Source organism: Microbacterium sp. (assembly GCF_051953575.1).
Lineage (GTDB): Bacteria > Actinomycetota > Actinomycetes > Actinomycetales > Microbacteriaceae > Microbacterium.
The window spans coordinates 1-24,118 of record NZ_JBQCIP010000122.1 but is presented as its reverse complement, the minus strand read 5'-3'; the positions used below and the strand labels follow the sequence as shown (position 1 = coordinate 24,118).

At 70.9% G+C, this 24,118-nt stretch carries 18 protein-coding genes; 3 read left to right on the top strand and 15 right to left on the bottom strand.

Annotation, left to right across the window (positions count from 1 at the left end):
* Positions 1–48 precede the first annotated feature (48 nt).
* Positions 49–255 carry a three-helix bundle dimerization domain-containing protein gene (locus ACTHNQ_RS07860; RefSeq protein ID WP_440332581.1) on the top strand — a complete coding sequence of 69 codons (207 nt, stop codon included), beginning with the start codon at positions 49–51 and terminating at the stop codon, positions 253–255.
* 226 nt (positions 256–481) lie between these two features.
* Here the strand turns inward: ACTHNQ_RS07860 and ACTHNQ_RS07855 are convergent, their stop codons facing one another.
* From ACTHNQ_RS07855 to ACTHNQ_RS07790, 14 genes are all read right to left on the bottom strand, one after another.
* Positions 482–1,333, bottom strand: a complete 852-nt coding sequence (locus ACTHNQ_RS07855; RefSeq protein ID WP_440332579.1) for a lytic transglycosylase domain-containing protein — start codon at positions 1,331–1,333, stop codon at positions 482–484.
* The gene (locus ACTHNQ_RS07850) at positions 1,317–2,090 is read right to left on the bottom strand and encodes a phosphate ABC transporter ATP-binding protein (RefSeq protein ID WP_440332586.1); all 774 of its coding nucleotides are present in this window, start codon (positions 2,088–2,090) and stop codon (positions 1,317–1,319) included. Before ACTHNQ_RS07850 ends, ACTHNQ_RS07855 begins: the two co-directional genes overlap by 17 nt.
* Positions 2,091–2,401: 311 nt before the next feature.
* Positions 2,402–3,412: a sortase gene (locus ACTHNQ_RS07845; RefSeq protein ID WP_440332577.1), complete on the bottom strand. Its 1,011-nt coding sequence runs from the start codon at positions 3,410–3,412 to the stop codon at positions 2,402–2,404.
* Positions 3,413–3,420: 8 nt separating this feature from the next.
* The gene (locus ACTHNQ_RS07840; RefSeq protein ID WP_440332575.1) at positions 3,421–4,140 is read right to left on the bottom strand and encodes a hypothetical protein; all 720 of its coding nucleotides are present in this window, start codon (positions 4,138–4,140) and stop codon (positions 3,421–3,423) included.
* Positions 4,133–5,248, bottom strand: coding sequence for a WxL protein peptidoglycan domain-containing protein (locus ACTHNQ_RS07835; protein WP_440332574.1), 1,116 nt, complete (start codon positions 5,246–5,248; stop codon positions 4,133–4,135). Before ACTHNQ_RS07835 ends, ACTHNQ_RS07840 begins: the two co-directional genes overlap by 8 nt.
* Positions 5,249–5,426: 178 nt before the next feature.
* Positions 5,427–7,073, bottom strand: coding sequence for a hypothetical protein (locus tag ACTHNQ_RS07830; RefSeq protein WP_440332572.1), 1,647 nt, complete (start codon positions 7,071–7,073; stop codon positions 5,427–5,429).
* Positions 7,074–7,104: 31 nt separating this feature from the next.
* Positions 7,105–8,262, bottom strand: a complete 1,158-nt coding sequence (locus ACTHNQ_RS07825) for a hypothetical protein (RefSeq protein WP_440332570.1) — start codon at positions 8,260–8,262, stop codon at positions 7,105–7,107.
* Positions 8,263–8,321: 59 nt separating this feature from the next.
* Positions 8,322–10,871, bottom strand: coding sequence for a hypothetical protein (locus tag ACTHNQ_RS07820; protein ID WP_440332568.1), 2,550 nt, complete (start codon positions 10,869–10,871; stop codon positions 8,322–8,324).
* 100 nt (positions 10,872–10,971) lie between these two features.
* Positions 10,972–12,576, bottom strand: a complete 1,605-nt coding sequence (pstS, locus tag ACTHNQ_RS07815) for a phosphate ABC transporter substrate-binding protein PstS (RefSeq protein ID WP_440332566.1) — start codon at positions 12,574–12,576, stop codon at positions 10,972–10,974.
* Positions 12,573–13,910, bottom strand: a complete 1,338-nt coding sequence (pstA, locus tag ACTHNQ_RS07810) for a phosphate ABC transporter permease PstA (protein WP_440332564.1) — start codon at positions 13,908–13,910, stop codon at positions 12,573–12,575. The genes pstS and pstA overlap by 4 nt, the downstream gene beginning before the upstream one ends.
* Before the next feature lies 1 nt (position 13,911).
* Complete coding sequence (gene pstC / locus ACTHNQ_RS07805) at positions 13,912–15,015, bottom strand: phosphate ABC transporter permease subunit PstC (RefSeq protein WP_440332563.1); 1,104 nt, start codon at positions 15,013–15,015, stop codon at positions 13,912–13,914.
* Positions 15,012–15,419 carry a hypothetical protein gene (locus tag ACTHNQ_RS07800; protein WP_440332561.1) on the bottom strand — a complete coding sequence of 136 codons (408 nt, stop codon included), beginning with the start codon at positions 15,417–15,419 and terminating at the stop codon, positions 15,012–15,014. The genes pstC and ACTHNQ_RS07800 overlap by 4 nt, the downstream gene beginning before the upstream one ends.
* A gap of 218 nt (positions 15,420–15,637) precedes the next feature.
* Positions 15,638–16,567, bottom strand: coding sequence for an FKBP-type peptidyl-prolyl cis-trans isomerase (locus ACTHNQ_RS07795; RefSeq protein ID WP_440332559.1), 930 nt, complete (start codon positions 16,565–16,567; stop codon positions 15,638–15,640).
* Between the two features lie 117 nt (positions 16,568–16,684).
* A complete protein-coding gene (locus ACTHNQ_RS07790) occupies positions 16,685–18,487 on the bottom strand; it encodes a protein kinase domain-containing protein (RefSeq protein ID WP_440332557.1) in 1,803 nt (600 codons plus the stop codon).
* Positions 18,488–18,674: 187 nt separating this feature from the next.
* Here ACTHNQ_RS07790 and ACTHNQ_RS07785 point away from each other — a divergent pair, with 187 nt between their 5' ends.
* On the top strand, positions 18,675–20,420 hold the full coding sequence (locus ACTHNQ_RS07785) for a M23 family metallopeptidase (protein ID WP_440332555.1): 1,746 nt from the start codon (positions 18,675–18,677) through the stop codon (positions 20,418–20,420).
* Positions 20,421–20,813: 393 nt separating this feature from the next.
* Here the strand turns inward: ACTHNQ_RS07785 and ACTHNQ_RS07780 are convergent, their stop codons facing one another.
* Complete coding sequence (locus ACTHNQ_RS07780; RefSeq protein ID WP_440332553.1) at positions 20,814–20,996, bottom strand: hypothetical protein; 183 nt, start codon at positions 20,994–20,996, stop codon at positions 20,814–20,816.
* Here ACTHNQ_RS07780 and ACTHNQ_RS07775 point away from each other — a divergent pair.
* Positions 20,989–23,868 carry an immunoglobulin-like domain-containing protein gene (locus ACTHNQ_RS07775; RefSeq protein ID WP_440332551.1) on the top strand — a complete coding sequence of 960 codons (2,880 nt, stop codon included), beginning with the start codon at positions 20,989–20,991 and terminating at the stop codon, positions 23,866–23,868. The genes ACTHNQ_RS07780 and ACTHNQ_RS07775 overlap by 8 nt on opposite strands.
* Positions 23,869–24,118: the final 250 nt, after the last annotated feature.

Sequence of the window (24,118 nt, the reverse complement as noted above, 5' to 3'; positions counted from 1 at the left end):
GGGGTTGCATCGCTTGACGGCAGCTGAAACTCCCGAGATTCTGGGCGCATGACCCGCGAGATTCTGGACGAGGAACAAGCACTCTCAGATGTCGTCGACCGACTCGAGGAGCGGTTCCCCGGGATACAGCGCTCTGATATCGCAAGGACGGTGGCAGATGCGCGTTCCCATTTCGAGCGAGCCAAGGTCCGCGACTTCATCCCCGTATTGGTCGAACGCGAAGCCCGCGCCCGACTCGAACGCCCACTCCTGTAGTCACCGTTGGTCGGAGGGCGCCGATGTAGTTGAGCGCTTGTCGACCGAGAACCCCCGAGCCGCAAGTTCTCAGGGCACAGGACGCCCCAAACGCCGCGCTCCCGTGAACGGCCGTCGCGGGCTTCGCAGCGCGTCTCCCTTTGCCCTCGCTGTTGCCCACAGCGACGCCAACAACGGTTTGGCGTCCGTGAACAGCGGTCGGGATCTGAGGGCGCGATCCACGAAGTCATCTCGGGGCGGCTTGGGCGTACCAGTTCGCGATCGAGGCCACGGCATCGACGTACGAGTCGAGGTGGTTGTATCTGAAGACCGCGGCACGCCACCCATCCGTCGTCGTCATCGGCCCGGATGCGCACAAATACCGTGCGGCGGCGAATGCCGCGTCGTCGATCTGGTTCGGATCGGCGGTGCCGTCCCCGCTTCCATCCGAACCCCACCGCTCCCAGGTCGCGGGGATGAACTGCAGCGGGCCCACCGCGCGATCCCACACCGGGTCGCCATCCCACGTCCCGCCGTCGGTGTCAGGAATGGCCGCCGAGGCGGTGCCGTCGAGCGGGATGCCGCGGATCGCCGGATCGGGATAACCGCCGTCGCCGAGCACCGCTCCCCCGTGCCTTCCGTGATCGGATTCCACCGAGCCGATCGCCGCGAGCGTGTTCCAGCCGAGGCCGCACGCCGGCTGCTCGTCCGCGAGCAAGAGATGCGCGCTCGCGTACGCGGCGAGCGCGCGCGACGGGATGCCGGTCGCCTGGGAGGTGCGGGCGAGCCAGGACTGGTCGATGCGCAGTGCGGGGCCGAGCGAGCGGGGAGTGCCGGTGAGGGCGGTGGCGGCATCCATTCCGCCGGCCGAGGGCGGAGTCGTCTCGCGTCCTCCGACCGTGACGACGACGTCGGATGCCGCGTCGTGCGCGGCGGCACCCGCTGACCCGGCCGGCGACGGTCCACCGTGGAACAGGGACCCGGCGGCCAGCACGAGACCCACCGCGACCGCCAGCATCCCCCATTCCGCCCACCTCAGGATGCGGTCGGGCGAGCCGTCCGCGGCGCTCGCCTGCGTCGCCTCACCCGAAGCGGCCATTGACGTAGTCGTAGGTCCGCGGGTCGATCGGCGACTCGAACATCGCCTCGGTGTCGCCGTGCTCGACGATCGCGCCGGGCGTGCCCTGCGCGGCGAGGAAGAAGGCGCACTTGGTCGAGACGCGCTGCGCCTGCTGCATGTTGTGGGTGACGATGACGATCGTCACCTCTTTCTGAAGTTCGAGCATCGTCTCTTCGATGACGCGGGTGGAGGTCGGGTCGAGGGCCGAGCACGGCTCGTCCATGAGCAATACGCGGGGCATGACCGCGAGGGAGCGTGCGATGCACAGGCGCTGCTGCTGTCCGCCGGAGAGTCCGCCGCCGGGGGCGCGGAGGCGATCCTTGACCTCTTTCCAGAGCCCGGCGCGCGTGAGCGAGGTCTCGACCAGCTCGTCCTTGCGGTCGCGGCTGACCGACATGCCGGTCAGCTTCAGCCCGGCGATGACGTTGTCGTAGATCGACATCGCGGGGAACGGGTTCGGCTTCTGGAACACCATGCCGATGTGCTTGCGCGCCTCGGTGAGCGGCCGATCGGCACGGTAGATGTCTTCGCCGTCGAGCATCACCTCGCCGGCGAGCGAGGCCGACGGCACGAGCTCGTGCATGCGGTTCAGGATGCGGAGGAACGTCGACTTGCCGCACCCGGATGGGCCGATCAGCGCCGTCACCGCGCCCGCTGGCATCGTGAGCGACACCCGGTCGAGCACCTGGTGATCGCCGAACCAGGCGGTGATGCCGCGCGCGTCGAGGGTCGCCAGCGGTCGCGGTGCGGCGGCGGACCGGACCTCGGCGGGCGTTCGCCCGGCCGCAGCGGCCAGGTCGTCCCGTGAGGCGCCGCGCCCACCGAGGAAGGACGAGAGCGAGGCACGCACGGACGCGGCGCGCCGGGTGACGCCGGAACCGACGGCCGCGACGATGCTCGGCGCGGCGGGCGCGCCGTCGACTCCCTCGGGGACCTCGTCGGATGTCGCGACCGGTGGGGGCGAATCGAGGGGTGTGACCGTCGTGAGGTCGTCGGTCAGCGTCTCTGTCGCGTCGGGTCGTACGGGGTCGGTCATGAGAAGTCCGTTCACAGCAGGTTGGGGAGCAGAAGCACGAGCTGGCCCGCGGTCCACAGTCCGCCCAGCACGGCGAGCGGCACGAAGACGATCCACACCTTCGCTCCGCCGATGCGGCGGAGCGTCCAGACCCCGGCGGCCGCGATCACGATAAGGAACTGGAGCGAGAACACGAGCGCCCACAGGGTGGAGGTGTCGGTTGCCAGGGGCAGGTCGGCCGGCGACAGGCTCGACCACGTCGTCTGGCGGGTGCCGCGCTCCTGCGCGTCGCCGACGAGGTCGGCATCGAGGTAGACGACGCCCGCGGGCACGAACGCCGGCCCGCGCGCGCCGATGAGGACGAGCCTGCTGCTGCCCGAGGTGAGCGCAGGAGGCAGCGGGTCGCCGGCGTACCGGATGCCGAGGACCCGGAAGGTCTGCTCGCCCTGGCCGGTCGTCACGGTGAACTTCGCTCCGGGAGGGATCTGCTCCAGTCGCGAGAACGGGCCGCCGAACGCAGCGGCGCGTCCCATCACGACGCTCACCCCGGCCTGCCCGGGAAGCACGGTGTCGCGGCGGTGACCGGGTCCCTGCGTGAGAGAAGACGCGTCCGTGCCTTCGACGATCACCTCGCGCAGGCCGATGTCGGGGATCTGCAGGAGCGCGACGGGCGCTCCCGACGGCAGCAGCACTCCGTCGGTGTCGCCTTCGCTCACGGGCAGCGTGCCCTCGGCGAGCTGTGCGCGCAGCGTCGCCGAGAGCTGCGTCTGTGCGGCGGCGTGCTGCACCTGGCTCAGGATGGCCACGTCGAGCACGAACACGAGGGCGACGAGCGCGACCATGAGCAGCGCGCCGCGCACCAGCATGCGGACGGGTGACAGCGGCTCCAGCGGCGGTTTCGGCGTGGGGATGCGACGCGGCGGCCGGGGCGGCAGCGCGCCGCGCGGCGGCCGGGGCACCCGCGTGGTCTTGGGCCGACGCATGCGCGGAGCCCCGGTCGTCCGGGTGCGCTCACCTGCCGCCGCAGTCTGCTCTTCGGTCACGGACCCGCTCACCCGACTCTCCGGCGGCGCAGCACGAAAGAGGCGATCGCTGTGAGAGCGGTGATCCCGGCGACCACGATCCACGGGATGACGAGGGTCCAGGCATCCCTCGTGATGGGCGGCTGCTCCATGCCGCTCACGACGGATGGGGGTGTCACGGTGGCGGCGACGTGCAGGAGGCCGCTCTGAGGGAAGCCGTCGAGCACGGCGGTGACGTCCTGCGTCTCGTCAGGGGCGACCGTGAAGGGCTTCTTGACGGTCGCCAGGCGCATGCCGAAGACGTTGGACACCCAGAACTCGCTCGTTCCCTCGATCGTCTCGGTCGAGAGGTTCTTGACCGTGACGGATGCGGCGATCGCGCCGTCGGCCGGGTTGAGCGTCGAACGGTTGTCGACAGCGAGCCCGCTCACGACGACCGGGAGCTTCTGCCCCGGAAGGCTGTCGGCCGGCGCGTCCGCGTTCGGGGCGCCTTGACCGTTCTGGTCGCCCTGGCCGTTCCCGCTCCCGCGGCTCCCTCCGCTGCCGGACTGGCCGCCCGCATCCGGCACGTCGATGACGAGGTCGGTCGGGGCAGGCGTGGCCGTCTCGTCGTCGGACACCTCGACGGTGATCGTCTCATCGGAGGCGAGCGCACTGTCGGGCACCGCCACGGCGAGGAGCGCAGCGCTCGCGATCACCGCGACGAGGAGGCGACCGCGCGGCGGCCGGACGGGGCCGCCCTCACGCATCGTCCGCGTCTTCTCTCCCCGCCCCGACGAGAGCGGATTCGCGCTGCGCCTCTTCGCGCGCCTGTGCGCGCGTGTAGTCCATCCACTCCTGCGCGCGGTCGGCCTCTCGCCTGTTGCGCCAGCGGATGCCGAGCAGGACGAGCGCGGCGACGACGAGGATGAGGACGAGGACCCATGGAACGCCCCACACCACGGCGTCGCGCGAGACGGGCGTGACGAACAGCTGCGCGTCGGCCTCGCTGGAGTCCACGTAGGGCTGCAGCGTGAGATGCGCCAGCAGGTACAGCCACTGTCCTGCCCCCTCCGCGGTGAACTCGTACGCGACGGAGTTGTTCGGCAGCAGCTCCTTGATCGAGCCGCCGTGCTCAGGCGCGGCGGGGATGCCGAACCACGTGCCCACCCCGGCGGTGAGGTTGGCCGCGAGCGCCACGTTCCCGGAGTTCTCCACGGTGTACCGCATGACGACCGAGCCGGCGAACGGGTTCCACCAGTCCCCCTGGAACGAGGCGTCGAGCCCGCTGATGGAGAGTTGCGGCTGCAGCTCTCCCGCGACGCGTGCATACATCCGGATGCCGACACGCCGGTCCACCGCCACCTGGCCGGTGCCGCTGACCACCGACGCGAGGATGCCGCCGGCGTGGTCGCCGGGACCTGCATCTGCTGGAAGGGCGAGCGTGAACGGAACCACGCGGCTCTGCCCCGGATCCAGCGGGATCTCCAGCCGATTGGTGTCGTTCTCGAAGTGGACCCACTGGCCGATGCCGGTCGGAGCCTCGTCGGTGGGGAGCAGCGCGTAGTCGCCCTTGTCGTCGTTGAGCGCGTCCGTCCCCACGATCCGGAACGTCTGCGGACTCGTCCCGGTGTTCGAGACCACCACCTGGTCGGCCACGCTCTGCCCCGGCTCGAGCTGGTACGAGAACCGTGTGCGCGTGTCGACCGCACCGTCGGGTCCGGCCGTGCGGACGGAGATGCCGACGGTGGGGTCGTCCTCGGCCGCATTCGCGGACGCGGACAGCAGAACCGGGGATGCGGCCAAGAGGCCGGCGAGGACGAGAACGAGCCCGCGGACCGACGCGCGGGCACGCGAAACGCTCGGGTATGTGCGCACGACTCATTTCCGCACCCTGCGGCGACACGCCGGAGATCCGGCGCTGAACGCGATGTGAACACGAAGGACACGAGGCGTTGCCGGCGACGGGCGGACACACGACCGTGCGGGAGGCCGCGACGCGACCTCCCGCACGGGATGTTCAGTTATGGGTGCGACGTGACGTCGGCCCGGAAGGCTACTTCGAGACGAGCGTGACGTTCAGCGTCGCGGTGTACGTGCCGGCCTTCGCGTTCGCCGGGGCCGCGAACGACATGTTCGCGTCGAAGTCGACACCGGTCTCGTCCGTGAACGAGTCGGCCTGACCTTCGGCGAGCCGGACGGCCGCACCGTCGCCGGCGACGCCCGCCGCGACGCCCGTGGGCAGCGCGGACGTGACGGCCTTCGGCGTGATCGTCAGCGCGCTCTTCGGCGCGGTGTCGCCGCGCTCCGCGTTGGTGAAGACGTCGGCGAGCGATGCGTCCAGCGTCCAGCCCTTGCGGTTGTCGCGGTCGTCGATCACCGTGAGCCCGTCGAACACGTCGTTCGCCGACGTCGACTGGCCGCGGCGCGCCGAGCCGAGGTCGATCGAGTTGTCCTTGCTCTTGAGCTCGAAGCGGTTGCTCGTCGTGACCGTCGCCGCGACCGGGAAGTCGGCCGCACCGTTGGTGGCGGGGTCGCCCGTGCTCCAGTCCGCGGCCGTGATCGACACGGTGCCCCACGCCACCGGCGTGAACGCGGCGTCACCGGGCTGCGTGAGGACGATCGTGTGGTCGCCCTTGGGAAGGTTCGCACCCAGGTCAACCGTCACGTTGCCCGAGGCGTCGGTCGTGACCGGACCCAGGTTGGTCGGGGTCGAGAACGCCCACGCGTTGAGCGTCTTGCTCTCGTTCCCGGCACCCGCGTTGAACGTCACGACGGTGGCGCCCGCAGCGGGGTTGGCGATGGTGACCTGCTTGGGGTCACCGGAGACCGGCTCGACCGGCGCCACCAGCGCGACCGTCAGCGTTGCGGCGTCGGTCGTGGCCGCGCCCGCCGAGTTGGTGAACACGGCGCGATACTGCGTGCCGCTGTTCGCCAGCGTGGTGGCCGGGGTGGTGTACGAGGCGCTGGTGGCACCCGCGATGTTGGCGAAGGAGCTGCTGCCCGCGGCCGCCGACTGCCACTGCACCGTCGGCGCGGGCGAACCCGATGCCGCTGCGGTGAAGGTCGCCGTCGCACCGGGGTTCACCGTTGCGCTCGCCGGCTGCGTCGTGATCGCCGGCGCGGTCGTCTGCACGGGCGTGTCGAACGTCCACGTCGCCTGGGCGGGGTTGGGGTTGCCCGCCACGGTGATGTACGTGAAGTCCGCCTCGAGGACCTGCTTCGTGGAGTCGACCATGAAGGCGATTCCGAGCGAGTAGTCGCCACCGGCCATGCCGACCGCGCCACCACCGGACGGCGATCCGAGGCCCGGGGTGGTGTTGCCCGAGGGCGTCAGGGACGCCATCAGGATCTGGGTCGGGTTGCCGAGGCCGGTGTACGCGTTCCAGGCGTTGAAGTTGCGCTCCTGTCCACGAGGAGCGATGAACGTCCGGACGATCGTGGTCCCCGCCGGGGTCGGGAACGCCGCGTTGAAGTCCGTGTCACCCGGCTCGGGCGACGAGACGACGTTGGCGTTCCAGTTGAGCGACGTGCCCGACGGAATGAGCTCGCCGGTGTCGGTGTCTTCGATGTACAGGGGCTTGTCGGAGCCGACGGTCGGGACGATGGCGGCACTGGCCGACATCGCCGGGACCGCGATCATGGCTGCGGTGATCGCAGCCGCGACGAGGACCTTTCGGCCCCGTCCTGAACGGGTGTTCATTGCTGTTGTTCTCCTTGGATTCTGTGTGTGCTCAGTTGTTGGCGGTGAAGGCGGCATCCTGCGGTGCCGAGAACCCGAACTTCGCCTTGACCGCCTTGCTGGTCGCGGGCGACAGGGACCCGCCCCAGTAGGTGAGGCTCGAGGACGCGGAAGGATCGGTCAGTGCGGCCAGGCCCGCGTCGTAGACAGCGCTGCCGGGCGTGATCCGGGCGGTCGGGACGACGATGAAGACCGTGCGGCCCCACGTCGCGCTGTTGAAGTAAATGGCGTTGGGCGCGACGTTGGGCGCCGTGCCCGTGGTCGCGGCGACTCCGCCGATCGTGCCGACCGTGGCACCGGCCATCGTGTTGATGCGCGCGGCGCCGTTGACCTGGCCGATGTAGTTCGCGACCGAGAGCGGGATGATCTGCACCTGGTCGGCGGCAGGAGTCAGCACGGTGCCGTCGTTCTCGGGAATGGTGTTCCCGCGCGTGTCGACAGCGGCCCCGATCGTGCTCACGCCGATCTTGCTGAGGAACGTCGTCCACGTGCCGGAGCTGCTCTGGATGGCGAGCGGCTTGACCGTGTAGTCGGTACCGGGGATGGCCACCGGCGAGCTGGCCGAGTAGAACGACGTGAGCTCGGCGGTCGTGAGGCCGTCGATCCAGGTCTTCGCCGTGGCGGCGTCGCCGTTGTTGTTGGCGTCGGTGCCGATCTTGTAGATGAAGCCGATGGCGTCCTGGCCGAACGGCAGGTACGTGAGCACGCCGCCCGAGACGTTGGTGCCCTTCGACGAGCTTCGCGCGAGGTCGACCTGACCCTGCACGTTCACGCCGTTGAAGGTGAACGCGGAACCGCTCACGCCGCCGACCGAGGCCAGGAGCGCGTTGCGGCCCGCTCCCGAGCCCGTGGGCCGGTCGAAGACGGGGCCGAATTCCTTGGTCTGGATCTTTCCGGCGCCGCCCGAGACGCCGAGGGTGAAGGCGTCCCATGAGGCGAGCGACTTGCCGCTGCCCTTGAGCTTGACCTGTGAGCCGGAGATGCCGGTGCCGTTGGCGAGCGCGGCGACGGCGTCCTGGAGAGTGTCGGAGCCGACGATCGAGTACCCGTCGCTGATGGGGTCGGCGTTGGCCGGCGCCGCCGCGAAGGCGATCCCGGTGGCGACGACCAGAGCGGTCGCCCCGACGGCAACCATCTTCTTGATCTTCACTGCTGTCCTTTTTCTCGGGAGTTCCCGGGCGCGAGGCCGCACCCGGATCGAGGTCACGCCTACCGGCGGGCCCACGTTCTGATCGCCCGTCGCCGCGACACGATCAGCGAGACGATCGCGCTCGCTGCGCCGACGAGGATGCTGATGGGGAGGACGCCGCCGACGCGCACCTCCGGGTCGTCGGGCGTCGTGCCCGCGCTGAGGGCGGATGCCGGTGCTCCTGTCGCGGCGGGATCCGTCGCCGGCACGTCGCCCGCCGGGACGATGCCGCCGGCCGTGGGCGGGGCGGCGTTGTTCGGCGGCGTGTCGGTCGTCACGGGCACGTAGCCGTCCGTCGGCGGCGGTGTCGTCGCCGACACCGGGCCCGCCTCGATCGCCGCCGCCACGGTGGCCGCCGTCGCCGCCCACTCCGCGGGGATCGGTGCGTAACCGTCCGGAAGCCGGCCGACATCGCTCCCCGGGGTCTGCCCCGTTCCGCTGGCGAAGCGGATGAAGTCGGCGTACGCCTTGCGCAGCGTCGCGTCCGTCATGAGCGGGCTCGCCGCCGCGTACACCGGAAGCGTCAGGGGATAGGCCGAGTCCGCGCCCTTGGCCGCCTCGCTGCCGGCGTCGAAGCCGAGCGTGCGCTGCGTCGAGTCGGTGGCGCCCATGGCGGACGCGGCCGCCAGCATCCCTCCCGTCGTCGGCGCGACGAACTTTCCGGCCGGGTTCTCGAGCGAGGCCGTGATCACCTGGTAACGACCGGCAGCCGGCGCGCTCGTGATGCCCAGCATCGCGCGGTCGCCCGGCGACATGCGCGGGCGCTTGCCGAACTTCGGCGGATTGGAGTTCGGGTCCCACTGCCCGGGACCTTGGGAGTCTCCGCGCAGCGTCAGATAGGCGACGCTGGCGAGGTCGGCGGCGAAGGGCCGCCATGTGACGAGATTGATCGGGCCCGTGCCCGGCGGGGTGTATTCGATGGGATCGGCCTTGGGGAAGTCGTCCCGATCGAGGGTGAAGGCCACCCCGGAGAGGTTCGTGTCGGCATCGGTGGAGTACCACGGGTTGACGACCATGCCCCAGGGGTCCGGCTTGCCCGCGAGGAAGTCGTTCGCCTCGGGGTCGGCAGCGAGATAGGCCCACACCGCGCGTGCGGCATCCGAGCGCCCCTGAGGGACGATCACGTCCGCGATGGCGGGTCCCTGGAGGTCCTGCGCGGCCCACTCGTCGTCGTTGACCGCCAGGAAGTCGGGATCCTTCGTGATGTTGTAGGGGTTCGTCCCCGTGATGTAGCCGGTGTCGGCCCCGGTCGGCAGCGAAGACAGGTACGAGTAGGTCAGGAGCTTCGCCAGCAGGCGGGGCGTGAGATTGACCTTCGTGAAAGCCGTGTGGGCGGCATCCCGATACTCGTCCGGCATCTGTTTGAACGGGTCGGGCCGGCGATCGATCGCGAGGGTGACCGAGATCCCGGTGAGGGCGACGGGGGCGTACTTGAGGGGGTCCTCACCCGCGGCGCCCCACGGATAGCTCGTCAGGGCGAGGGGGGCGCCGTCGACGGTCGCGGCCGCCGAGACGGCATCGGTCTCTGGGATCGTGAGCAGCGAGTACACCGACCCGCCCTCCTGGTTGCAGACGACCGGCTGCCACGAGTTGACCGCGAGGGCGGTGAGCTCGCTGCCCGCGAGAAGGCGCTCCGCCGCGCCTTCCGGGCAGCTGCTCGTGATCGGCTCGAATTCGAGCCGCACGGCCAGGGCATGCCGCCACGACTCGATGAACAGCCCGGACTGGGTGATGTTGGTGGCGCCGTTGTCGGACGTGCCGCGGGGCAGGATGACGAGCCAGCAGCTCGCTCCGGTGGTCGTCGCCCCCGTCGTCACGGCCGTGCCGCAGCCGAGAGCGGTCGACTGCGCGGCCGTCTGCACCTCGAACGCCACCGATCCCTTGCCGTCGTCACCCGAGCCGGCCCAGGGGATCTCGTTGGTGGTGTCGCCGGTGAAGAACTTGTTGACGTTGAGATTGACCGTCGGGTCGATAGAGGTGGCTCCCGTGGCCGGGTCGGTCTTGACGCCGTCGACCCGGTCGCCGTCACGCGCGACGAAGGGGATGCCGGTGTACGCCGGCAGGAACGGGATGACGTTCGGGGCCGTGTAGGGCCGATCCTCGGTGGGGATGCCGGACAGCGGCCGGTTCCAGGTGCCGTCGCGCTGCGCACCCGGCGTGTTGGCCCCGCCGTATTGACAGGTGGTGCGGTCGGGCCGGGTCGCATCCTTCGGGTCGTCGCCCCAGCACATGAACACCTGCAGGAAGTTCTCGCCGCCGTTGTTCGCGCTCGGTGCGACCGACTTCGTCGCACCGCCCTTCCACGTGATGCGGATGCCCTGCGCGACGAGGTGCTTCGTCTGCGACACGGTCACCTCCAGGTCGGGCATCGGTGCGTCATCGGCGTGCGGGTCCTGATCCTTCGTCGTGACCGTGACAGCCGACGACTCGGGCTCCGACGCCGCACTGGCCGACTCCGGCGCCCACGGCGCCGCCCACAGGACCGTCCACGTGAGCGCGGCCACCAGTACTCCGGTGACCGCCGAGCGCACGACTGCGCGGCGGGAGGAGTGGCGGGAACGGGGGGTCATGTCGCGAGGCTCCGAAGGTCGTGAGGAACTGCTATCAGCCAACTGAGAGTCGGTGGCCGAGGCGTGAACGGACGGGCAAGAACGGTGCCCGGTCCGGTTGTCAACGGCCCTCGTTCCTGCCCCTGCGCAGTCGCCGGGAGAGGACCGGCGGGGTGAGCACGAGGGCGAAGAACAGTGCTGCCGCAGCCACCATCAGCCACTGGTTCACGCCGAATCCGCTGTCTTTCACCGTGAACGGACGCGATGCCGCTGCTCCGATGGCGCCACCCCCGACGACCGCGCCCGTGCCGTCGTCGATGACGGCGCCGCCGCCGTCCGCCACCGGGACGTCGCCCGCGCTCGTGCCGCTCCCGCCCGCGCTTCCCCCGCCCGACCCGTTCGCCGTGCCACCCGCGCCCGCGGCCGCGCCGCCGCCGCCTGACCCGGTCACCGGGGTCTCCTGCAGCGCGCCCGCGGTGCCCGTCGTGCACTGCGTCGGCCCCTGCTTGTCGCAGGCGGCCGGCTGCGGAGCACTCGCCGCCAGCCGGTTGCTGGAGGGCGAGTCGCCGGGCTTGAAGGTCGGGTTGTTGCACGAGTTGAAGTCGATGCCGGTGTTGCCGGCGCCGGGGATCCGCTTGATCTGATCGGAGCCGGCCTGCACGAGGTTCATCGGCAGGGGCGAGTACCCGAGGGCGGGCGCCTGCTGCTGCCCCTCGCACAGCAGGTAGCGCGCGAACTGGCCGAGCGTGGCGCCCTTCTGCTCGGTGAAGATGCTCGGCGCCTTCACCTCGACCGGCACGATGAGGTACGAGTAGCTCGAGAGCGGATAGGTCCGGGAGTCGGCGCTGTTGTACACCCCGTCGAGGTTCTGGGTGAGGTAGTCGGCGGAGTTCGGGTCGTTGTTGATCTGCGCGCTCAGCAGTCCCACCGCGACTGAGTTCGACGTGGGCTCGATGTAATAGCCGGCCTTGTTGAGCAGCTTCGCCACCGGGAAGCCCGACTTGAGCGCGTACGAGTACTCGACGTACGTGATCGCGCCCTCGCCGTAGGCCTGGCTCACGTAGCCGGCCACGCCGAGGGAGCCGTTCTGGGCCTTGCCGTTGGCCGGTGTCGGGAACTGCGACCGCAGTCCATGGGGCCACAGCGACGGGAACTGGTGCGACATCCACAGCGAGAACTGCGCGGAAGTGCCCGAGCCGTCCGATCGGACGATCGGGGTGATCGCCTTGTCGGGCATCGCGAGGCCCGGGTTGTCGGCCTGGATGGCCGGATCGTTCCACTTGGTGATCGCCCCGGTGAAGATCTTCGTGACGACCTCGCCCGACAGCCGCAGATTCGTGACCTGCTTGCCGCTGATCTTGAGGTTGTACATGAAGGCGGTGCCGCCGGCGACGATCGGCATGTAGGCGTACTTGACGGGCGGCACCTCTGCGGCGGACCCGTCCTCGGGGTGCGCCTGGAACGGGATCTCGCTCACCGCGAAGTCAACCGAGCCGGCGATAAAGTCCCGGCGGCCGACCGACGAGCCCTCGCCGCGGTAGTTGATCGTCATCTTGTAGTTCGCCGCGACGTTCTTTCGCCACTGGTCGATCGCGTTCTGCGACCAGGTCGAGCCGCTGCCCGAGATCGTCACGTAGCTGTCGGCCGCCGACGCCGATACCGCAGCGACGGGCACGAGACCCGCGATGACCGCGACGACGAGGACGAGACGGAGGATGCGTTTCACGAGGACGAGGCCTTCTGTTCGGGGCCGGATGCCGCGTCTCCGACGGCACCGGGCAGGGGTGAGGGGTCGGTCGGTGCGGTGATGCCCGGTCGCCGCGCCTCGAACCTTTCGAGGTCTCGACGCGATTCGGCGCGCATCCGGTCCTGCTGCCGCGGGGAGAGCTGCCCGGGCGGGCGGCCCCCGATCACGCGGGCGATCGCGAACAGCACCAGCACGAGCAGCAGCAGGACCGCCGCCGTGCCGAATCCGCGCGCGACCATCGTGGGCTCGGGCGACTTGACGAAGTCGAACACCTGCAGCGGCAGCGAGATCATCGGCCCCGAGAACGGGTTGAAGGTCAGGACGGCGGTCACACCCGCCGTGAGCAGGACCGGCGAGGTTTCGCCGATCCCCCGCGCGGTGCCGAGGATCACCGCCGTCACCAGGCCCGACCGTGCTGTCGGCAGCACGACGCGCCAGACCGTGCGCCAGCGACCGGCGCCCAGCGCGTACGAGGCCTCGCGCAGGTTTCCCGGGACGAGGCGGAGCACGACATCCGACGCGCGGATGACGATGGGGAGCATCATGACCGAGATCGCCAGCGAGGCGGCGATGCCCGAGCGCTGGTGCGTGACGAACTGGATGACCGCCGCGTAGACGAACAGGCCCGCGACGATCGACGGAAGCGCGGTCATGGCGTCGACGATGGTGCGGACGAAGCGGGCGAACGGGCCCCCGACCTCGTTGAGGAACACGGCGGTCGCGATGCCGAGCGGGATGGTGATGGCGAGCGCGATCGTGATCTGGATGAGCGTGCCGACCAGGGCGTGCAGGATGCCGCCCTGCGTGAGCGGGTCGAGGGGGCCCGCGAGCTCCATGTCCTGCGTGAAGAAGTTGAGGTTCGACAGGGCTTCCACACCACGCAGCAGGGTGAAGACCACCACGAACCCGAGCGCCGACAGCAGAAGGACGCCCGCGGACACCAGCAGCACCGTCGCGACGCGATCGGCGACCGTCTTGCGGTCTGCCCCGAACGAGGACAGCAGCACGTAGAACCCGAGGAAGCCGACGTAAGACACCACGAGCCACCCGACGACACCGGTCAGCGGAGCGAGCCAGCCGAACAGGAGCGTGGCCGAGGCGAGACCCGCAGCTCCCGCGCCGAGCAGATCGAAGCGCTCCGCGAACGTGGCCTTGCGCAGCTGCCGCTTCTGTCCGACCTGTCCGTGCGCGACCGGGGTGACGGTGCGGCGACTCGTCGCGAGCGAGGATGCCGGGGGCCCGGCATCCGGCTCTTCGAGGGTGTCGGCGACCGATTCCGAGCCCCAGCGGGACACCGCGATCGTGTCGGTCATGTCATGCCTCCGATTGGGCGCCCGAGCGCGAGCGCGCCACGATCGACGACGCCGTGAAGTTGACGACGAGGGTCACCAGGAACAGCACGAGCCCCGCCGCCATGAGGGCCGACAGACCGAGCTCGCTCGCCTCGCCGTAGCGGAGCGCGATGAGCGCCGAGACCGAGTTGGTGCCCGAACTCAGCAGTTGCCAGTTGATGGTGAAGATGGGCGAGATGATCATGTAGACGGCGATCGTCTCGCCGAGCGCCCGGCCGAGCCCGAGCATGGTGCCGCCGATGATGCCGCCCCGACCGAAGGGCAGCACGACGGTGCGGATCATGCCCCACCGGGTCGCACCGAGCGCGAGTGCACCCTCGCGCTCCCCCACCGGCGCCTGCGAGAACGCCTCACGCATCACCGCCGTCATCGTGGGGACCACCATGAGCGCGACGACGGTGCCGGCGATGAACGCCGACGACGTGAAGGCGCTGTCGGCGGTCAGCGGCTGCCCCTTGCCGTCGGTCACCGCGAAGATCGGGATCCAGCCGAAGTAGGTCGAGATCCATCGGGACACCGGGATAACGGTCGCCTGCAGGAAGAACACGCCCCAGAGGCCGTACACGATGGAGGGGACGGCGGCCATGAGGTCCACGAGGGACACGAGCATCGAGCGCAACTGGCCCCTCACGACCTCGGACAGCAGCAGGGCCGTCCCGATTGCGAGAGGCAGCGCGATCGTCAGTGCGATGAGCCCGATCGTGACGGTGCCGAACAGCACGGCCGCGATGCCGAACTCGCCGGTCTCGGGCGACCACTGCTGCTCGGTGAGGAAGCCCCAGCCCGAGACGGAGAGGGCCTGACCGGCGCGCAGCGACAGGAACACGCCGACCGCGAGCATGATCGAGACGGTGATGCCGCCGGCCGCGAACGAAAGCCGCCGGAACACGGTGTCGCTCCGCACCGCGCGCGAGGTCAGAGACCGCGGCCGAGGTGCCGTCGACGAATCCTCCCGCTCGGCAGGCGCCAGCAGCGTCGTCACGTCGTCCGGGCCCACCAACACCTCGGTGCTGCTCACGCGCGTGCCGATCACGTCCCCGCTCTCGGAATCCCTCTCGGCGCTCATGGGAGCACCACGCGCGCCGGAGTCGACGCCGTGCGGACCGGCATCCGATGCGCGACGACGACACTCGACGCCGAGACCGACGCCAAGGTCGTGAGCGCGAGCGAGGTCGCATCGTGCACGTCGCGGATCGTCGAATAGCGCCGCGCGGAGGCGACGACCGCGGTGGAGTCGAGCGTGGCGACCCATGCATACAACGGCGGTGACGCGGTGCGCAGCACCTTTCCCGCCAGCTCGTCCGCCCGCGCCGCGATCTCGAGCGTCGCTGCGACGGCGCTCTCGACCGTAGGGTACGCGCGCACGCTGCGCGCCAGTGCGCGATGGTTGGCGGACGCCAGCTGCCACACGATCGTGTCGGTCGAACCCGGGGTCACGGGCGGCACGCCCGCGAGCTCCCATGCGACCACGGAATGCTCACGCCATCTCCGCACGCTGTCGGATGACGAGAGTTCCATGATGACCAAACGGGCTGCGCCCATCCTCGGCACCGCTCTCTCTCCGTCGACCGGGTCATCGACGGGATGAAGCTATGGGTCGCATATGAACGAGACCCTCGCCGGAGATGACCGAGGAGCTTGCGGCTTAGTGAACGAGACCCCTCGCGAGCACGTCGGGACGACGGCGCCTACGCGGCAGGGGCCGTCGCGAGAAGATCGAGGACGAACACGACGGTCTCGCCCACGAGATCGTCGGGATTGATCTCGCCCGTGCCGTAGGCGGCCGCGGGCGGTATGACGACGAGAACCTGCGAGCCCACGGTCTGCCCGTCGAACGCCTCGCGGAGCCCGGGGACGACGTCCGCGGGCACGAACACGGTCGGTGCACCGGTCATCCAGCTCGAGCCGATGATCTCGTGGTCGGACCACCGCACACTGGTGTACTGCGCCATCACCCTGTCGCCCGGGGCGACCTTCTCACCGTCGCCCTTCTTCAGCACCGCGACGCGGGTCTTCTCGGGCGGGTCCGCGTTCGGGATGACGATCTGCGGGACGCCGTCCTCGAGCGTCACGGCGGGCATCCCGTCGACCGGTTGCTGCGCCGTACCGGTGGCGACGTCCGGGCGGATGCCCAGAACATCGATCACCTCGATCGTCGATGCGCTCCCTTCCGCCGAGGGCGTGCCCACGACGATGCGCGAGCCGACCGTGGCGCAGCCGATCGACTGCGCCAGTCCGGCCGCGGGGACGGGCAGCGGAACCGTCCCGTCCTGACCCGTCGACGCCACCTCCTGACCCGTCGCCGCGTCGTACGTCGTCGAAGCCACGTCGATCAGGCTCGAGCCGTCGATCTTCTCGCCGCCGCCGTCGACCACGACGGTGCGTTCGGGCGCCGTGATCGTCAGCGGCGCGGGGAGCGCGGCCGCCCGGGGTTCGCCGAGCTCACCGGTCACCGTCACGCCGGCCGAGACGGAGCCGGAGGGCGCGGCGAGCGCGCACATGTCGACGGTCGGCGGCGGCGTGACGCGAGCTGAGGGCTGAGGCGCCGCCGTGCATCCGGCGAAGGCCAGGGTCACCGCCGCCAGCACCGGCAGGGTGAAGAGAGAACGAACGCGCACGGTACCTCCGACGTGGCTGGGGCTTGCGCACATGGTCGTCCATGTCCGTGAACGCACCGCGAACAGCGGTCGCACGACGGCTGACGGGCATGGCGGCCCCGCCCCGGGGGGATCGGATCACGGTGCGCCGGGCGGTGTCGTGGTGGCCGACGGGGTCGGGACCGGCGTCGGGACGGTCGTCGGCGCCGGGGTCGGTGCTGCCCCGACTGCCACCAGCACGCTCACACCGCTGCCGAGCGGCAGCGATCTCCCCATCGACGGCCGCGTCGCGAACGCGACACCTTCGGGCACGTCCGGCGCGCTCAGGCGGACCTCGGTCGGCTCGAAGCCGGCGGCACGCACCGCCGCGAGCGCTGCGGCCCCGGGCATCCCATCGATGTCCGGCACGGCGTTGGATCCCGAGGCGACCGTGAGCGACACCTGCGCACCCCGTTGCACCCGTGTTCCAGGCGCGGGGTCGGACGAGAGGACGGTGTCGGCCGAGAGTGGCGCATCGACGGTCGCCACGCGTCCCACGCGCAGCCCGGCCGCCTCGATCGCGGAGCGCACGTCGGCCAGCGACCCCAGCTGCGGGACGGCGACGAGCGCGGGCGCCTCCGACGGCACCAGTTCTTGCGAGGGCGCGGCCTGAGGAGCAGACGCCGAGACGTCGGGCGACGATGACGGAGACGGTCTCGACTCAGGTGCAGCGACCAGTGCCGGGCCGATGACGAGCCCGATCGCGATGACCGCCGGCACGAGCACCACGAACAGCCAGACCCCGGTCCCTTTGCGCGCCGGCTGCGCGGCAGGCACGGCGCCGCCAGCTGCCAGCGCGGCCGCGGTCGTCGCGGAGAGCGATCGTGTCGCCGCGCCGAACGGGGCGAGCACGCGTGTGACTGCGGTGTTCGGATCGTCCGCCGCGAACGTCGTGACGTCGTCACCGGCGACGGCCGCGATGGGTGCCGGTGCGCCCCCGGCAGAGACGGGTCCCTCTCTCGCGGGGCCCGGCGCGACGGCCGCTGCGAGGGTGGAGGCCATCGTCGCGGCATCCGGGAACCGATCCCCGGGATGCTTCAACAGGGCGCGCACGACCACGCGGTCGAGTTCCGGAGAGATTCCCGGGGTGCGCACCGACGGCACGGGAGGAGGAGCGGAAAGGTGCGCCCGCACCATCTCTTCGCGCGACTCCTGCGGGTACGGTGCCGAGCCCGTGAGCATGAAATAGAGCAGACCGCCCACCTGGTAGAGGTCGCCTCGGCCGTCGACGGGCTCGCCGCGCAGTTGCTCCGGCGATGCGAAGCGCACATTCCCCACGACGCCCTGACGACCAGAGCTCGCAGTGCTGCGCAGGACGTCGCCGCCGCGCGCCGTCTGCCCGGCGGCATCCGCCAGCCCGAAGTCGAGCAGGTGCACGTGCGCCACGCGATCGCCGTCGAGGGCGACCATGACGTTCGCCGGCGAGATGTCGCGGTGAACGATCCCGGCCGCGTGCGCCGCGGTGAGGGCGTCGAGCACCGCGATGCCGACGTGCGCCGCCTGACGGGCTGCGAGCCGGCCGTTCGTGCGGATGTGCTCCGACAGCGTGACACCGGGCGCGAGCCCCTGCGCGATCCACACCGTGGGCGTGGTGCCGTCATCGTGGACGCCGACGGCGATGACCGGGGTGATGTGAGGATGCCGCACCGCCCCGGACCGGCGCGCTTCGGCGAGGAACGCATCACGCAGCGCCGGGCTGTCGGCGAGATGGGGGTGCAGGATCTTGACCGCCACGGCCGCACCCGTGGCGGTGTCGAGGGCACGGAAGACGGATGCCGAACCGCCGGTGCCGAGCAGGCCGTCGAGCCGGAAGCGGTCCGCGACGAGTCCGTCGGCGAATCCCGTCGCCGGGTGTGGTGAGGGCGGGGGAGCCTCCGGGGCGGGCTCTTCGGATCCGTCCACGACCGGATCAGACCGGATGCGGGTTTCATCCGGAGTGCGCCCCGGTGGACGCGGCGTGTCCGCGAGGTGAGCGTTGCATGACCGGGTTTCCGGGGTGGTCGCGTGAGAACCAGCCGACGCACACACGGGCGGTCGCGTTCGCCCACGGGACACCTCGGCGTCATCTGGGTCCGCGACAGTCGGGGCCATGCCCCACGTGCACAGGCGCGCGCTCCGTCGCGCCGCCACCGTCGCGGCCTCGATGGTCGTCGCCTTCGGCCTGCTGGGCACGGGAGTGCCCGCGCTCGCGTCGACGGACGCGGGGGCCGAACCGACGCCGGTCGCGGACGATCCCACGCCCGCATCGTCCGAGCCCGGCACCGCGATCCCGAGCCCGCCCGCGCCATCGCCGCCGGCGGTCGGCATCGACCCCGCGGCGCCGGATCCGACGCCGGCGGGTCCATCGCCCTCGGACCCCACACCGCCGCCGCAGACCTCGACACCGGCGCCGTCATCTCCGGGACCGTCCGACGGCGCCCCGGCGCAGGACGAGTGGATGGTAGTCGGCGGTGCGACGGCGGACGGCAGCGCACCCGGGACCGGCCAGGCCGCCGTGCCGGTCCGCGTCCCGATCGCGGCGTCGTTCGCCGTGGTGTACCCGACGAACCCGTGGATCTACAACGGCTCAGAAGGCACGCGCTACCTCGATTCCCGTGAGACCGTGGCCGGCGTCACCCGGCTCCACATGGGGATCGATGCGCAGGGCGGCGTGCGACAGCCGATCTTCGCGGTCGCGGACGGGATCGTCATCGATGGCACCTGGGGGACCACCAGCAGGGACCGCAACGGCTTCGGCAACAACGTGCAGATCGCCCACGGCGACGGCTTCGCGACCCGCTACGCGCACCTCGCCGATGCGCCGCTCGTCCGGGTCGGTGACCACGTCAGCGCCGGCCAGGTGATCGGCTACATGGGCGGCAGTCAGCGCGGGAACCTCCACGCCCTGCCCCGCCATCTTCACTTCGAGGTCACGAAGGACGGCCGGAACATCGACCCGCTCTCGTTCCTCGGCGGTGCCGACGCGCCTGCCGCAACCGGCGCGAACGGGGCGACCGTCGTGGCGGAAGCTCCGGTCGTCGCCGCTTCACCGGCGGCGGGCGCGCAGCTCCACGAGATCCGGCCGACCCCTGACGGGGGTCTCGTCTCGATCGCGACGGGCATCCCCGTTGCCTCGTCGGTGTTCACGTCGGTGCTCATCGGCGGATGGTCGGCCGACACGTTCGTGAGCGAGGGCGGACGGCTCTTGCGCATCTCCGTCCTAGACGGGGCGTGGACGAAGACGGACACCGGCCTGGCGCTGGATGCGACGAGTCTCTCGGGAGTCTTCGCGGGCACCGACTATCCCGACCTCTTCGCCGTCGAGAACGGGATGCTGTACCTCGTGTCGGGTGACGCGTCCGGCTGGACCAAGAGCTGGACCGGTCACTACTTCACCGGCTCAGTCAGCGCCGTGCGCCTCTCGAACGGCCGTGTCGGCGCGATGCTCGAAGAGGACGGCTACGTCTCTCTGCTCCGCTCCGAGTCGCGAGGGCGCTGGAGCATCGAAGACACCGGCATCCGGGTCGATGGCCCGGTGTCGGCCGTCGATGCCGGCGGTGCCGTCCCCGAAGCCGTGGGGGTGCTCGGTGGCTCCGTCGTCGAGATCGGGCGTCGGGGAATCGCATGGGATGCCTCACCCACCGGCCTCGCCGCATCCGGCCCTCTCGCCGCGACGTTCGACCTCCGCTCCGGCTGGCCCACAGCGTGGAGCGCCGACACGAACGGGATCGGCGAGGTCCACGTCGCCGATCAGCGGTGGAAGCGGCGGACGTTCCCACTCGAGTCCCCGGCGACCGGCCCGCTGAGCGCCGTCGTCATCGATCGGGTCGGCACCGTGATCTATGCGGTCGGCTGAGCCGACCGCCGCCGCGGAGAGCCGGCGGCAACGATCAGACGGGCAGTTGCCACGCGAGCGGCCGCGCCGTGCGCCTTGCGTCAACGGCCGCATCCAGTCCGCAGAAAGTCCGCAGAATCCCCGTTGCAGCACTCACAGCCGCATCGATACACCACGGGAGATCCGCGGAATTCCGCCGCTCTCCTTCGCACCCCACCTCGCGCAATCGACCTGATTCAATTCGTCAACTACCGCTGACGCAGATCCCGGAGAGGGGTGGATGCCGCGAGCCGCGGCGTCCACCCCTCTCTGCGTCTGCGCGCACGGGGGGGGCGATCGCGGCGCCCCGGGATTCTTGACACCGCGGCGCGGCGGTCAATAGCATGGGCGAGCCGGGAATGTTTCCGGTAACATTCAGTCCATTCCCGACGCCACGGCCCCGCCGTCGGCACGTTGCGCGACGACGCACAGCGGTCCTCCCGACGACTGGCTCGGGCCGGACACCTCGCTCGCGTCGCCGTCACCCAGAGCGAGGAGTCCGCGCATGAGCCCGCGCACGAGATCCCGAACACTGTCCAGGGGTGCTGCGGTGGCCACCGCCGTCGCCGTCGCCATCGCCGGCGCGATCGCCCCCACGGCCGCACAGGCGGCGATCGCCGCACAGCCGCTCATCCACTACACCTTCGATGCGGTGTCGGGCACGACGATCCCCGACGTGACCGGCAACGGGCACGACGCCACGCTGCGACAGGCGGGCGCCACGGTCGCCGACGGCGTCCTGAGCCTTCCGGGCGGCTCCCGCACCACGTCCGCATACGTGGAGGTGCCGACGACGGCCCTCATCGGCAAGACGTCCCTGACGATCTCGACATGGCTCTCGAACCGCACCGGGCCCGCCAACGTCGCAGCGGCGTTCATCGGCGCGCCCGTCGCGGCGGGTGCGTCGTACTCGTCGGGCTACTGGCTGTTGAACCCGACGAACCCGAGCGGCTATGTGAAGTCCGTGGTGACCAACAGCGTCAACGCCGGTGCGCCCTGGGGCACCGAGGTCGGCCCCGGGGCGACGAACGCCGCAACGTCGGGCGCCCGCACCCCCGGCGGCATGGCGCTTTACACCACCGTCATCGACGGAGCCACGGGTCAGCTGCGCGTGTACGTCAACGGCGCCCGCATCTCGCAGACCGCGATCGCCCGCGACGTGTCGTCCTTCGGTGCGTCGCTCGTGTCGTACATCGGACGCTCCACCTACAACGACGCCAACTGGAACGGACAGGTGGACGACTTCGCCGTGTACGGCCAGGCCCTCAGCGACGCCGACGTCCAGGCGCTGTTCTCGGGCGAGGCGCTGGACCGGGCGGTGGCGTCCGTCACCGTCCCCGCGACCGCCACCGCGGACTTCTCGCTCCCCACCGCCGGCTACGGCGCCACGGTGGCCTGGACCTCGGACGGGCCGGCCATCGCCGTCTCGGGCGGAACCGCGACCGTCACCCGCCCGGTGGCGGGGACGGGCGACGCGACCGTGACGCTCACCGCGACCTTCACCGTCGGCGCCGAGACCCGCATCAAGACGTATCCGGTGCACGTTCCGGAGGATCTCGCCGACGACGCGAAGGCGGATGCCGACCTCGACGCCGTCCAGCTCCAGGGCGCCGACGACATCCGCACCAACTTCTCCGTGCCGACCACCGGCCCGCAGGGCTCGACGCTCTCGTGGACCGTCACGTCGGGCGGCGCCGTCGCGTCGCTGCGCGACGGTGTGCGCGACGACTCGCGGACGGTCGAGGTGCAGCGTCCCGCCGCCGGAAGCGCTGCCTCCGAGGTCGTGCTGACGGCGACCGCGACCAACGGCTCGGCCCGACGCGAGCGCGAGTTCCGCGTGCGCGTGCAGCCGATGCCCGCCGCAGGCGACAAGACCGAGGCGTACGTGTGGGCCTTCTTCACGGGAGAGGGCGCGGGCGCCGAGAAGGTCAGCCTCGCGGCATCCCGCGGCAACGACGCGCTCGCGTGGAACACGCTGAACGGCGGGCAGCCGCTGTTCACCTCGACGCAGGGCACCTCGGGGCTCCGGGACCCGTTCATCATCCGCTCCCCTGAGGGCGATCGCTTCTACATGCTGGCCACGGACCTCAAGGTCGACGGCCTCGCCGGCGGCTTCACCACCGCGCAGATCTCGGGGTCGCGCTACATCGAGGTGTGGGAGTCGAACGACCTCGTGCACTGGACCGACCAGCGGCACGTCAAGGTGTCGTCGGACTTCGCCGGCAACACGTGGGCGCCGGAGGCGTACTGGGACGAAGAGCTCGACACGTTCGTCGTCTTCTGGGCCTCGAACCTCTACCCGACGCCGAACGACGCCGACCGCACCGCCGTCACCTACAACCGGATGATGTACGCGACGACGGACGACTTCATCACGTTCTCGGAGCCTCAGGTCTGGAGCGACGTGCGCCGCGGGGCCGGCCTCGGCCTGATCGATTCGACCGTGGCGAAGGTCGGCGACACCTACTACCGCTTCACCAAGGACGAGGCTTCCATGACGATCCGGCAGGAGAAGTCGACCGACCTGCTCGCACCGATCTCGGGGACGCTGCCGGGCACGTCAGGCCCGGCGGACCAGTGGACGCTCGTCAAGGAGCGGGTCGCGACGGGCCTGCCCAACGGCGAGCCGGGCGGCACGTACTCCAGCGGCGAGGGACCCAGCATCTTCCCCGCCAACGAAGGCGACGTGAACAACCTCGACTGGTTCCTCTTCATCGACCAGCCCAACTATCACGGCGGCCCGAACCACTACATCCCGTTCGGCTCGAACGACATCACGGACGGCGACTCGTGGCAGTCCTTCGGCACCAAGCTGCGGTCGAACCTGCCGCAGAACTCCGACGGCGGCAAGCCGCGCCACGGCACCGTGATCCCGGTCACGCGTGCTGAGTACCAGAAGGTGCTCGAGGCCTACGCGCCCTCGCTCGCGGTCGCGTCGGTCGGCGCGATGGACGTGACGGCGCAGCCCGGGGTCGCCCCCGTGCTGCCGGCCCAGGCGCAGCTGACGAAGGCGGACGGCTCGAGCGAGTCGGCGACGGTGGAGTGGGATGCCGTCTCCCCGGCCGCGTACGCGTCACCGGGCACGTTCACCGTGTCGGGCACGGCGCAGGACGCGTCGCGGCAGCCCGTCGAGGCGACGGTGACGGTCGCGAACGTCATCCATGTCGAGGTGACGGCCGTCTCGCGCTGCGTGGCCGGAAAGGTCGTGATGACCGTGACGGCGGCCAACACGGGGACGGATGCCGCGGCCATCGCCCTGACGACCCCGTACGGGTCGAAGACCGTCTCGGTCGATGCGGGGAAGTCCACCGCCTCCGCGTTCTCGACCCGCCTCACGTCCATGCCGGCCGGAGAGGTGACTGCCCAGGTCACCCAGGGCGGCGTGACGGGAATCGTCACCGCGGGCTATTCCGCACGCTCCTGCGGATGACGGCGGCGCGCACCCGCGCCTGAGGGCACCTGACGACGCGGCCCCCCCGGCCGTACCCCCGGGGCGCCGGCGGGGCCGGAGGCGGGGGGTAAGGGGCTGCACCCCCCGGGCCCCGCGGCGGGCGCGCGGGGGCGCGGGGGCCCGCGGGGCGGCCCCCGGGGGCGGGGCCGCGGCGGGGGGGGGGCGTAGGGGCGTCTACCCCCCCGGCCCGGGGGGGGGGTGCGGGGGGCCCCGGGCCCCGGGGCGCCGC

Bases quoted from the DNA above. Each gene is read 5' to 3' on its own strand.
- ACTHNQ_RS07860 (WP_440332581.1), top strand. From the start codon at position 49: ATGACCCGCGAGATTCTGGACGAGGAACAAGCACTCTCAGATGTCGTC.
- ACTHNQ_RS07855 (WP_440332579.1), bottom strand. From the start codon at position 1,333: ATGGCCGCTTCGGGTGAGGCGACGCAGGCGAGCGCCGCGGACGGCTCG.
- ACTHNQ_RS07840 (WP_440332575.1), bottom strand. From the start codon at position 4,140: ATGCGTGAGGGCGGCCCCGTCCGGCCGCCGCGCGGTCGCCTCCTCGTC.
- ACTHNQ_RS07830 (WP_440332572.1), bottom strand. From the start codon at position 7,073: ATGAACACCCGTTCAGGACGGGGCCGAAAGGTCCTCGTCGCGGCTGCG.
- ACTHNQ_RS07820 (WP_440332568.1), bottom strand. From the start codon at position 10,871: ATGACCCCCCGTTCCCGCCACTCCTCCCGCCGCGCAGTCGTGCGCTCG.
- pstA (WP_440332564.1), bottom strand. From the start codon at position 13,910: ATGACCGACACGATCGCGGTGTCCCGCTGGGGCTCGGAATCGGTCGCC.
- pstC (WP_440332563.1), bottom strand. From the start codon at position 15,015: ATGAGCGCCGAGAGGGATTCCGAGAGCGGGGACGTGATCGGCACGCGC.
- ACTHNQ_RS07785 (WP_440332555.1), top strand. From the start codon at position 18,675: ATGCCCCACGTGCACAGGCGCGCGCTCCGTCGCGCCGCCACCGTCGCG.